Source organism: Tenacibaculum xiamenense (genome assembly GCF_964513065.1).
Taxonomy (GTDB): domain Bacteria; phylum Bacteroidota; class Bacteroidia; order Flavobacteriales; family Flavobacteriaceae; genus Polaribacter; species Polaribacter xiamenense.
The window spans coordinates 509,972-521,914 of sequence record NZ_CAZEQU010000033.1; the positions used below are offsets into that span (position 1 = coordinate 509,972).

Sequence of the window (11,943 nt, forward strand, 5' to 3'; positions counted from 1 at the left end):
ATTTCTGTTAATTTTTTCTTTAAATTAATTAAACAGAATTAAAATCAGTGCTGAAAATTACATCTGATCGAGATATTTTATAACCGATGGGAATACAGTAATATTGGATTTAAACTTACTTAAATCCAAAGACATTGCTCTGTTCCCAAGACTTACAAATTTGTGATTTGTATTTTTAAGTACTTCATCTACATCTTCAAAGTACTTAACTATCTTGTCGTCATAAGGCTTAACAGTCATAGAGTTAACAAAACAAACATCACTCTCACTATCAAAGAAATAAGTAAGATTATTTAAAGGTAAACTTTGACCTAAATAAATTGTATGATACCCTCTAAGAGCAAGCTCATAGTTTAAATATAAAAGTCCAATTTCATGGATTTCTCCTTCTGGTAAAAACAGGACATAGGTAAGCTCTTTGTTATTTGCAGTATACTCTAACTTTTCTGTATTTAATTGTATTTTTCTAATAATTAAATTAGATATAAAATGCTCATGGGCAGGTAACAAAGTATCCGTCTGCCACAACATACCAATATGTTCTAAAAAAGGAACAAAAACGTCTTTAAAGATCTCTCTGAACGTTTTTTTATGCAGTAGTTTATTATACGTATTGTTAAATAAAACCTTATCAAACTGAAACATAGCTAACTTAAACGAATTAATAGCCTCATCACTAGCAGCTAGCTTAAAAGATAATTCGCGAGCAGTAATTTTTATCTGCTCTGGTGACATATTTGCTATTTTTGATATTTTATAGTTATGCGTATTTAATAAAACTACATTTAAAAGTTTCGTAAGGCTCTCTGAAGAGTAATACCTAATGTTGGTATCTGTACGCTTGGGCTCAAGTAACCCATACCTTTTCTCCCATATTCTTATGGTATGCGCCTTTATTCCTGAAATATTTTCAAGGTCTTTAATCGTAAAAGTCGTCTTAATATTGTTCAATATTTGAGTCTTTTTATTAAACAAAGATACACATTTTTTTATAATTACTTTAAAAATAGTCTTAATACAACATTTGGTGTAAAACCTAAAGATAAATTATCCACTGTCTGTGCTTTGAATTCTGAGTTGTTAGACATAACTCTATAACTCCTATCTAAAATATTCGTTCTGTCATAAATATTAAGTAATGAAACACCTATTCTTCCTTTCCATCGTTTGTATTTATCAAAGCTAAATTCGTAACTCGAAGAGAAATCAACTCTGTGATAGTCCGGTAATCGTTGTGAATTCAAGTCTTTAACAACTATTGCTCCATTATTAGTAATAGAATCGACAAGACTGAAAGGTGTTCCTGTTTTGTATAACAATGCAAGTGACAAGCTAAAATTACCGAGCTTTAAATTATGTGCCCATTGAAAACTATTTGTTATATCGAAATTACTAGGAAATGCCCTACCTTCATTTGCTCCGTCAAATTTATAAGTAGATCTTGCATAACTATAGTTTATCCAAGAATCGTACTTACCAAAGCTTTTCTTTAATAAAATATCAACCCCATCTACCTCTCCAGTTCCTTGCAACAAGTTTGGAACACTTCCCACAGTACCACGAGTAAAAGAAGTAATACCTAAACTATGTTTTTTATAAAAATCAACATCGAATATCGTTTTATTCGATTTATAAATAGCTCCCAGCGTATATTGATGATTCCTCAATACAGGCAACTCATCATTATCTATTAAAACCCAAATTTGATCTTCCAATCCAAAATCAGAAGTATGATTTTCAAGAAGTTGATTAATTACTTGCTGTTTATACTCATATGAAGTTTTTAAAGACCACTTAGGCATAATTTCCTGCTCCATATATAATCTTGGCGCTAAATAGGTTTCATCAGCTAATGAAAAATAATTTGCTCTTACCCCTAAATTTAAAACAGTCTTACTTTTATTATTGTAGGCATAGTTAAAAAATAATGAGTGCGAATTATTGTCAGCAGTATTTTTTAAAGGGTACAAACCAGGATTAACTCCTGCTCTAGTAGAGTTTCTATCAATCTCATAACTAACCCTATTATTCACTAATTCGTAACCTGCCAAGAAAGTAGTTCTGTCATTTGTTTTGGTCTCGACTGTTGTTTTAAAACCAAAATCCTTTATAAAATTTGTTTTTAACGCGTTTTGAGTATAAGGTTGATCATAGTTGAATTCTCCTTCGTAATTATAAGAAAAATCGTATTCTGAAGAGTATATACTAGTCTTTTGAACAGTATTCGTACTCCAATCATGATTCCATTTTAAACGCCATCCTGTATTTCTAATATTTAAAAAGTCTCTCGTGATATAAGCATCAGAATTAACTGTATTGAAAAAATAATTCAGTTTATTTCTAACTAACAAGTAATTGAATGTAATTACATCTCTATGAGATAAATCGTAGGTAATTTTGGTATTAAAGTCAAAAAAGTAAAAGTTGTTTTCATTCTCAAAATTAGCTCCTAAGAATGTGGCATTAGTACCGATAACAGAATTCTGAAAAACCTTTTGTGAAAAATTATTGAAAGTTGGAGTTTCAAAAATATCAGATAAAGATCTTCTCCCAGAAATTACGACTCCTAGTTTTTTTCCTAAGGGTACATTGACAAAAGCATCAAAATGTGTCATGTTTACTCCTAAACCTCCTTGAATTTTGTTCGGAATTTGTTTTTTAGTTTCTATATCCACTACCCCTGATATATGATTTCCATATTCCGAACTTGTTCCGCTCTTATATATTTTTACGTCACTAATGATATAAGGGTTAAAAGAGGAAATCATCCCAAAGAGATGTGAAGTATTATACATTTTGATTCCATCAAAAAGTATAAGATTTTGTTCTGGCGTTCCTCCTCTTATAAAAAGATCTGCGGCAGTTTCACTTGGACTGTTTATTCCTGGTAAAAATTGAATGGTTTGGAGTACATCTGGCTCAGCCAAGCCTGAAATAGCTCCCAACTTTTGAGGAGAAATGACAATGGCTCCATCAGATTGTTTATCTATCCCCCCTGATAAGTAATCAGACACAAGGACTTCTTCTAAAACTGTAATCTCCTTATTTAAACGTATATCAACACATTTATTTTTTTTGAAATCTTTACAAGGAATGACTTTAGATTTGTATCCAACATATGAAATACTAATTGAATCTGAATCTATTATATCATTCAACCCAAAAAAACCTTTTGAATTAGAACTCACACCTCGTTTTAATCTTTTTACTAGAACATTAGCTCCTTCAATGGCTTTCCCCTCTTTTTCGTCAAAGATATATCCACAAAGCTTATAATCATTTTTTAAATGATGTTCCGAAATAATAATATAACGATCCTTTAGAATTTCAAAGTTTAAGGAAGTTTCTTCTCGTAATTGGTTTAGTATAACTGAAATTTCTTTGGCTGAATTATCAAATTTCACATACTTGCTTTTAACAACAAGATCACTATAAGAAAATTTTACTTTATGAACAGATTCTATTTTCAACAAATAGTCTCTCAACGGTAAGGCTCCCTTAGAGTTATCCTCTTGCGCAAATATTTGACTAACAAATGAGCTGAGAAAATATAATATTAGAACATAAAGTTTAAATTTCATTTATTGCTTTAGTAAGGTGACTGTATTTTCACCTGTAAAAATAACATCTATTTTCATAGGTTCAAAAACAGTTTTTAAAGCAACCTTCAAATCACTGTGAGTATAACCTCCAGTAAATTTCTGTTCTAAATTTATTTTATCGGCATTTATTTTTATACCATACTGATTTTCAATAGAATACACCACATACCTTAAAGCGATACTTTGAAAAGAACTTTCTCCGTTTTTCCAAAGAGGTTCTTGATTTGATATTACCCAATTTTCAGTAACACCACTTTTAAAACTCCTACTAGCCTTTCCTCGTGTTAAAATATTCTTTTCTTTTCCAGACACAACGCTTACTTTTCCTTCAAAACATTTTACTTCTACATAATCCGTTGAAGTTTGTACATCAAACTGCGTACCTAGAACACTTACACTCCCCAAATCTGTAATTACCTTAAACTTTTTCCCTTTTTTAACTTTAAAAAAAGCTTCTCCATTCAAAATCACCTCTCTGTTCTCATCCCAATTCTTATCATCAAAACTTATTGATGCTTTTGAATTTAGATAAACCTCAGAACTATCTGGTAAGAATACCGCCATTTGTTCTCCGAAACCAGTAGCATACTTTACAGAAGAATCTATAAAAAATAAAGCACCAACAATCAAAGCTACAGAAGCAGCAGCAATATATTTCCAATTTAGCTTTACAACTTTTGATTTTTTCTTTTCCATACGCTCATTTAACTCCTGATAAACTTTATCGGAATTAAATTCAGGTTTTTCAAACTCAGCAGAAACCTCCATTATTCTTTTACACATGGCATAATCAGAAGTCTTCTGGAATTCTTTCAACTCCACCTCTGTCAATTCATTATTTAACCACCTCTGTAAGAAGGCTTCATCTATTCTTTTATTCATTTCTCGTTTTTCTAAATGTATAACAAATAAACCTTATGCAACCCTACCTAAAATTTGAGCCTAATTGATCTCTTAGGCTTTTTAAGGCTAGAGACATTCTCTTTTCTACCGCTTTAACAGATAGACCAAGGATGTCCGCAATTTCTCTATATTTCTTCTTATCAATCCTATTCATTAAAAATACCTCTCTCTGTTTTGGAGGCAAACTAGCAATTGCTTCTTTTAGTTTTTTCAAAAACTGTTGTTCTTCTAAAATAAACTCAGGGGTCTCGTTTGTATACTCTTTTTTATTTTCAGAAGCATGCTTTAATACGATTTTCTTATGAGCCACATGGTTCAAAAACATATTATTTGCTACTGTAAATAAAAAAGATTTTGCCTTTTCTAAAACTACCTTGGCACAATTTTCCCACAGCTTTATAAATGATTCCTGAACAAAATCTTCAGCTAGATCTCTATCGGCACATTTGTAGTACATAAAATTATACAAAGACTGCGACTGCTCTTCATATAATTGGTTAAATGTTTTCTTTTGGCAAATATTCTTTTTGGTTTTCATTACAGCAAACTTAAGATTTTTTAAAAAAATGGTAGGGTATTTTTATTTTTATTTGTTTAACAGTTGATTAATTAAATAAAGGTGCTATTAGCCATACCCTACCACCCTTCTAACTTACTAATAGCACCACTTTAATTAATGTTAATTTTACTTCTTCTAAAAAACATTCTTATTTCTTATTGTACCTTTGCCCGATGCAAAATTTAAAAAATCAGTCTAGATTAGAATTCATTATTTTAATGGCTTCTTTAATGTCTTTAGTAGCCTTATCAATTGATGCTTTACTTCCTGCCCTTGAAAACATTGGTAAGTCAATTAATATTACAGATTCTAAGGACAATCAACTTTTAGTCACCATGATTTTCCTGGGACTTGGATTTGGTCAATTAATAGCTGGTCCAATTTCTGACAGTATTGGTAGAAAACCTGTTATATATGCAGGTTTTATTCTTTTTGTTTTAGCCAGTTTTCTTTGTGTAGCGGCAAATAATATAGAAACAATGATTTTCGGAAGAATACTTCAGGGAATTGGTCTTTCTGCACCAAGAACTATTAGTATTGCCATGGTTAGAGATACTTTTAGCGGAAATTATATGGCTAAAATCATGTCATTTATTGTTGTGATTTTTATTTTAGTTCCCGTTATTGCTCCTTCAATCGGTAAAATTCTTTTAGACCTATATGGTTGGAAATCGATTTTTCATAGCCAGCTTATTTTCGGAGTTTTAGTAATGATTTGGCTCTGGAAAAGACAACCAGAAACTTTAAAGGAAGAACACAAAACACCTTTATCCTCTCAACTATTCGTCAATGGATTCAAAGAGTTCATGAAATACAAGCAAGCAGTCATTTTTACTTTAGTCTCAGGATTGGTTACAGGCTCTTTTATGGTGTATTTAAGTGCTTCCCAACAAATTTTTCAGGAACAATATAACTTAGTGGATGAATTCCCTTTTATTTTCGCCGGATTAGCAATTTCGGTTGGGTTAGCTACTTTCTTAAATGGAACTTTAGTAATGCGATTTGGGATGTTTAAACTTGTTAAGTTTTTTTCCTTCTTATTCGTTATTATTTCCATTACCTATGTATTTATTTTCTTTGGAAAAGAGAATCCTCCTGTTGAAATATTAGTAGGTTTCTTTTCTCTTCAATTTTTCTCAATAGGTTTTCTTTTTGGAAATCTAAGAGCTTTAGCCATGCAGCCTATTGGTCATATTGCTGGGGTTGGCGCTGCCTTAAATGGTTTTATATCTACAATTATGGCAGTTCCAATAGCAAGTTTTATTGGTAATTGGGTAGATAAAACATCAATTCCTCTATTTTTTGGTTTTTCAATATGTGGTATTCTTACATTGATTTTATTACAATATGTTAAAAGACATGTTACTGTTTAATATTTTAATTTTTTGAAGTTTTGAGTTTAGAAATAGTTTATCAAGATGAATATGTAGTTTGCGTATCAAAACCTAATAATGTTGTAGTACATCATGCACATCACTCTAGAAATGTTGTCGATGAAAAATCTTTATTACAACTACTTCAAGAGCAACTCGGAGAGAAACTATATCCTGTACATAGACTGGATCGTAAAACCTCAGGAATTATATTATTAGCCAGAGAAACAAAATATGTTTCAAAGTTTCAAAAGCTTTTTACAGATAATGCTATAAACAAGATTTATTACGGTATCGTTAGAGGTCATTCACCAGAGAAATTGGCTATCGATTCTCCTGTAAAAGGAAGGGATTCTAATGTTTACAAAGAAGCAGAAACACTACTTGAAACTGTGGATAAGATTACTTTAGATATTCCTGTGAAACCTTATGATACCTCAAGATATAGCTTAGTGAAATTATCACCCAAAACAGGTAGGCTTCATCAACTAAGAATTCACACAAATAAAATCAGTCATCCACTCGTCGGTGATCCAAAATATGGTGATAAAAACCATAATTTAATGTATCAAAGTAATTTTGATTGTGAGAACCTATTTTTACACGCAAAAACCTTAGTATTTAAACACCCTTTTTCAGAAAAAGAACTTACTTTGTCAGCTTCTTTTCCTGAAGATTGGAAAAAGATATTCAAAAATTTCAATTGGAATATTTCTTAACAAGAAGATAGTCTTTCAATTACCATATTAATAAAAAAGGTTACCAAATGGTAACCTTTTTTATTTTGTTTTGATTTTAGTTTGTTTGCTGTTTGCTATTAAAACTCTTTGAAAATAGCATGCATTAAACGTTTTTTATCATTAATACTCTCTTCTAATGATATCATTGTTTCTGTTCTATTTACTCCATGAATATCATCAATACGATAAATAATATCTTTGGCATCATTAGTATTTTTAGCTCTTACTTTACAGAATATATTATATTTTCCTGCAGTAACGTAAGCAACAGTAACATTCGGTATTAATCTAAGGTTATCTAATACATGTTGCGTCATAGAGGTTTTTTCTAAAAAAACACCTACATGTGCTATGAACGAATAACCCATCTTTTCATAGTTCAAAGTAAGAGTAGAACCTTCAATGATTCCTTCATCTTCCATTTTTTTTACCCTAACATGTATAGTACCAGCAGAAACTAATAATTTCTTTGCGATATCGGTAAAAGGTGTTCGAGCATTTTCAATTAAAATGTCTAAGATTTGATGATCGATCTCATCCAGTACAAATTTTTTCATTTTTGTATTTATTCAAGTAATATTGCTAAAATATGATTTTTTTTCAAACTTTATATACTTTAATTACAAGAAATCCAAAGATTAATCATTTTTATTGAATTCTTCGTGGCTTAAATAAGATGACAAGTCTCCTTCTTTCTCTTTAACTAAAGTAAGTGCAAATTTATTACTTTCAATTCGTTCTACATACTGATAAGCAATATCTTTTTCATTATTTTTTGAACGTTCAATTACGTCATAGAAGTTCTTGATATTGTTAGGTATAGCGAAATATTCCTTGTATTCGTCGAAATTATTTGTTGCGGATATATGAAAAATTCCTTGAATAAGAGCATAAAAATTGAATTTCCTTACCTCTTCTCTTGCATAATCGTCAGAAAAATGTCCTGCTTCGATCAAAATTGTGTTATGTCCAAGCTTTTGAAAATTATCTCCTGTAGCTGTTGGATAAAACTCATCAGTATATCTACCAACATGATTCGGAATTACCTCTTGTAAAAGCTTATTCATGGCAACAATCACATTCATTGTTTGAATTCTACCCGGAGTAACTTTTCTTGTTTCTTCTTCCGAAGGTGCCAAAAAAGATATTGTTGCAGGGTTTTCTGTTCCTTCTACTCCAAAAATAGTTCTTTGGTCATGTAGGTTAAAACAAAATTCAGGATTAAAGTTATCCAATACACTTCGCAATATTTTACTCTCTTTAGCCTTTAAATCAACCGCATCTCTATTTAAATCAATGCCGTTAGCATTTACTCTCGTATAGGCTAATGCCCCATCAGGATTTAAAATAGGTATTATTAGAATTTCAGTTTCCTCTAAAATAGTTTTTACTATTTCATTTGTCTTATAGGTAACCATGAAATTCAAAAAGTCAAAAACAGCTTTTGTTCCTGTGCTTTCGTTTCCATGCATTTGGCTCCAGATAAGAATTTTTTTCTTACCAGAACCTAATTTTAATTTATAGATTGGAATTCCCTCTTCCGAATTACCAATTTGTTTATTTTCAAAGTTTTCAGAGAGTCTTTCTAAAGCCCCTTTTATATCTTTAAAAGTTACCCATCTACCTTCTATTGATTTTTCTTTAATTGATGGATATTCCTGCTCTAGAAATTCTAAATTAATAATACTCATGTTTATTTTTTAAACAGCGAACCAAGTGTCCACTAATTTTCGCTCAATTGACTCTTCAGAATTATGTACATAATCATTTTTAATAGGATCATATTTATAATCTTTAGCCCAATTTTCAATATTTTCAGCTAGTGTATTTAAAGAGTTACAGATATAGGCTGTTTCTTCGTTTGTTGTTGTTGGGTGTACAGACAAGCGAATCCATCCTGGTTTTTCAGTACTACATCCATCTTTTATCTGATCTTTAATTTTATGAGAAGTATACTGATCAACATTTAATAAGAAATGCCCATAAGTTCCTGCGCAAGAACACCCTCCTCTTGTTTGAATACCAAATCTATCATTTAACAACTTTACTACTAGATTAAAATGGTATTTTTCAAAGTAGAATGAAAAAATACTCAACCTATCTTTATGTTCAGGTGCAAGTATTTTAACTCCTTCGATATTCTCTAAACACTTGAAAAGTTCTTTATTAATTTCATCTTCTCTAGCCTTCATTTTATCAACCCCCATCTCTTCTTTTAACTGAATTGATAATGCTATTTTAATTGCTTGTAAAAAACCTGGTGTTCCTCCATCTTCTCTTGTTTCAACATCATCAATATAATCATGTTCTCCCCAAGGGTTCGTATAAGTTACTGTTCCTCCTCCTGGATTATCAGGAATCGTATTCTTATACAGCTTCTTATTAAACAATAATACTCCTGAACTTCCTGGTCCTCCTAAGAACTTATGAGGAGAAAAGAATATCGCATCTAAATACTCATCTTCTTTCTCTGGATGCATGTCAATTGAAACATAAGGAGCAGAACAAGCAAAATCAACAAAACATAAACCATTGTATTTATGAATTAGTGAAGCCACTTTATGATATTCGGTTTTTATACCTGTAACATTCGATCCAGCAATTACCGAAGCAATTTTGATCGGTCTGTCTTGATATTTCTTTACGACTTTTTCAAAAGTATCAATACAAATTAAGCCTTCTTCATTACATGGAACTACTTCTACATCGGCAATAGTTTCATACCAAGAAGTTTGATTTGAATGATGTTCCATATGGCTTACAAATACAATAGGTCTTTTTTCATCCGGTATAGAAGTATGTTCTTTTAAGTTTTCAGATACCTTTAAACCTAAAATTCTTTGAAACTTATTAATTACTCCTGTCATACCTGAGCCTTCTGTAATTAAAACATCATCTTGACTAGCATTAACATGTTGTTTTATAATGTTTCTGGCTTTATGATAAGCAAGTGTCATTGCGGCTCCAGTGGTTGATGTTTCTGTATGTGTATTTGCCACGAAAGGACCAAACTCATTTAAAAGTTTATCCTCAATTGGTCTATACAATCTACCACTCGCTGTCCAATCAGTATAAATTAACTTTTTTTCACCATAAGGTGTTTCAAAAGTTTGATCAATTCCTACAATATTTTTTCTGTATTTTTCGAAATATGCTTCTAAATCCATGCCTGAAACGTTATTAACTAAACTAAATTTTGATAATTTCACTTTCAACAAACAATATTGTTTATTGAACTAAAAAATGAAGGGTTGCTAAAAGCTATTATGACAATAATTATGCTATAATCTCTTCAATTTCTTTTATGAACCTTTTTGCTAATTCATCAGCACTTTCTTCAGAAACTGATTCAGTATAAATTCTAATGATTGGTTCAGTATTCGATTTTCGTAAATGAACCCATTCATTTTCAAAATCAATTTTTACTCCATCAATTGTATTTACTTCTTCGTTTTTATATTTTTTTGCCATTTTACTCAGAATATCATCAACATTGATCTTAGGTGTCAATTGAATTTTATTCTTACTCATAAAATAACTAGGATAGCTATCACGTAATTCTTTACATGAAATCTTTTTATTTGCCAAATGTGATAAAAACAATGCTATTCCTACTAAAGAATCACGTCCGTAGTGAGAAGCTGGATAAATAATTCCACCATTACCTTCACCTCCAATTACGGTGTCCGTTTCTTTCATTTTTTTAACTACATTCACCTCTCCTACTGCACTTGCAGTATAACTACCTCCATGTTTTTCCGTGATATCACGTAATGCACGAGAAGAAGAAAGGTTAGAAACAGTATTTCCGCCACCTAATTTTCCTAACACATAATCAGCACAAGCAACAAGTGTATATTCTTCACCAAACATTGAACCATCTTCCGAAATTAAAGCCAAACGATCTACATCTGGATCTACCACTATTCCAAAATCAGCTTTCTTCTTAACTACTAATTTTGAAATATCAGTTAAATGCTCTTTTAAAGGCTCTGGATTATGTGGAAATTCACCATTAGGTTCACAATATAACTCTACACACTTTACTCCTAACTCTTTCAATAACATTGGAACAGCAATTCCTCCAGTAGAATTTACTCCATCAACCACCACTTTAAATTTGGCTTTCTTGATTGCTTTTTTGTCAACTAAATCAAGTTTAAGCACTTCTTTAATATGCTTTTTGATATAGTTTTTTTTCTTTTTATAAACTCCTAAATCATCTACTTCTGCAAATTGCAATTCATCACTTTCGGCCAACTTTAAAACCTCTGCTCCATCTTCACCATCAATAAACTCTCCTTTTTCATTCAAAAGCTTTAAAGCGTTCCATTGCTTCGGATTGTGAGAAGCTGTCAAGATAATTCCTCCATCTGCCTTTTCAATAGGAACAGCTACTTCAACTGTTGGAGTCGTAGATAAACCTAAATCGACAACATTTATTCCCAAACCAATTAGGGTATTAGCTACCAAACTATTGATCATTTTACCCGAAATACGAGCGTCTCTACCAATAATTATTTTAATATTATCTTTTTCTTTATTCTTATTTATAATAAATGTACCGTAAGCGGCGGCAAACTTAACTGCGTCGATAGGAGTTAAATTATCTCCTATATTACCACCAATTGTACCTCTAATTCCTGATATAGATTTAATTAATGTCATGTTAATTTTTTATTAGAAAACAAATATAGCGGTATTTGGGGTATTTACGACATTCCAAGACTCGTTTAAGTGTAACAAATGTTACATTTAACAACAAT

At 31.0% G+C, this 11,943-nt stretch carries 10 protein-coding genes; 2 read left to right on the forward strand and 8 right to left on the reverse strand.

Annotated elements, in window-relative coordinates; all coding sequences use genetic code 11:
* Nucleotides 1-57: 57 nt before the first annotated feature.
* The 4 genes from ACKTTV_RS13275 to ACKTTV_RS13290 are packed head-to-tail and all read right to left on the reverse strand — an operon-like array spanning nucleotide 58 to nucleotide 5,043.
* Complete coding sequence (locus tag ACKTTV_RS13275; RefSeq protein ID WP_408031329.1) at nucleotides 58-951, reverse strand: MerR family transcriptional regulator; 894 nt, start codon at nucleotides 949-951, stop codon at nucleotides 58-60.
* 44 nt (nucleotides 952-995) lie between these two features.
* Complete coding sequence (locus tag ACKTTV_RS13280; protein ID WP_408031330.1) at nucleotides 996-3,581, reverse strand: TonB-dependent receptor; 2,586 nt, start codon at nucleotides 3,579-3,581, stop codon at nucleotides 996-998.
* A complete protein-coding gene (locus tag ACKTTV_RS13285; protein ID WP_408031331.1) occupies nucleotides 3,582-4,484 on the reverse strand; it encodes a FecR family protein in 903 nt (300 codons plus the stop codon).
* Between the two features lie 43 nt (nucleotides 4,485-4,527).
* Nucleotides 4,528-5,043 (reverse strand): RNA polymerase sigma factor, encoded by a 516-nt coding sequence (locus ACKTTV_RS13290; RefSeq protein ID WP_408031332.1) that lies wholly within the window; start codon nucleotides 5,041-5,043, stop codon nucleotides 4,528-4,530.
* 194 nt (nucleotides 5,044-5,237) lie between these two features.
* Between ACKTTV_RS13290 and ACKTTV_RS13295 the strand changes: the two genes are divergently transcribed.
* Nucleotides 5,238-6,437 (forward strand): multidrug effflux MFS transporter, encoded by a 1,200-nt coding sequence (locus ACKTTV_RS13295; protein WP_408031333.1) that lies wholly within the window; start codon nucleotides 5,238-5,240, stop codon nucleotides 6,435-6,437.
* Nucleotides 6,438-6,457: 20 nt separating this feature from the next.
* Entirely contained in the window at nucleotides 6,458-7,156 is a 699-nt protein-coding gene (locus ACKTTV_RS13300) for a pseudouridine synthase (protein ID WP_408031334.1), read from the forward strand.
* A gap of 98 nt (nucleotides 7,157-7,254) precedes the next feature.
* On the opposite strand, the gene ACKTTV_RS13305 is transcribed toward ACKTTV_RS13300, so the two are convergent.
* From ACKTTV_RS13305 to glmM, 4 genes are all read right to left on the reverse strand, one after another.
* A complete protein-coding gene (locus tag ACKTTV_RS13305; protein ID WP_093667842.1) occupies nucleotides 7,255-7,734 on the reverse strand; it encodes an Lrp/AsnC family transcriptional regulator in 480 nt (159 codons plus the stop codon).
* Between the two features lie 81 nt (nucleotides 7,735-7,815).
* A complete protein-coding gene (locus ACKTTV_RS13310) occupies nucleotides 7,816-8,868 on the reverse strand; it encodes a M14 family zinc carboxypeptidase (protein ID WP_408031335.1) in 1,053 nt (350 codons plus the stop codon).
* Nucleotides 8,869-8,877: 9 nt separating this feature from the next.
* Nucleotides 8,878-10,344, reverse strand: a complete 1,467-nt coding sequence (locus ACKTTV_RS13315; protein WP_408031336.1) for an aminotransferase class V-fold PLP-dependent enzyme — start codon at nucleotides 10,342-10,344, stop codon at nucleotides 8,878-8,880.
* A gap of 109 nt (nucleotides 10,345-10,453) precedes the next feature.
* The gene (gene glmM / locus ACKTTV_RS13320; RefSeq protein WP_408031337.1) at nucleotides 10,454-11,845 is read right to left on the reverse strand and encodes a phosphoglucosamine mutase; all 1,392 of its coding nucleotides are present in this window, start codon (nucleotides 11,843-11,845) and stop codon (nucleotides 10,454-10,456) included.
* Between the last annotated feature and the right edge of the window lie 98 nt (nucleotides 11,846-11,943).

Coding starts and splice junctions, on each gene's coding strand:
- ACKTTV_RS13315 (WP_408031336.1), bottom strand. CDS start 10,344: ATGGATTTAGAAGCATATTTCGAAAAATACAGAAAAAATATTGTAGGA.
- ACKTTV_RS13280 (WP_408031330.1), bottom strand. CDS start 3,581: ATGAAATTTAAACTTTATGTTCTAATATTATATTTTCTCAGCTCATTT.
- glmM (WP_408031337.1), bottom strand. CDS start 11,845: ATGACATTAATTAAATCTATATCAGGAATTAGAGGTACAATTGGTGGT.
- ACKTTV_RS13295 (WP_408031333.1), top strand. CDS start 5,238: ATGCAAAATTTAAAAAATCAGTCTAGATTAGAATTCATTATTTTAATG.
- ACKTTV_RS13285 (WP_408031331.1), bottom strand. CDS start 4,484: ATGAATAAAAGAATAGATGAAGCCTTCTTACAGAGGTGGTTAAATAAT.
- ACKTTV_RS13310 (WP_408031335.1), bottom strand. CDS start 8,868: ATGAGTATTATTAATTTAGAATTTCTAGAGCAGGAATATCCATCAATT.
- ACKTTV_RS13305 (WP_093667842.1), bottom strand. CDS start 7,734: ATGAAAAAATTTGTACTGGATGAGATCGATCATCAAATCTTAGACATT.
- ACKTTV_RS13290 (WP_408031332.1), bottom strand. CDS start 5,043: ATGAAAACCAAAAAGAATATTTGCCAAAAGAAAACATTTAACCAATTA.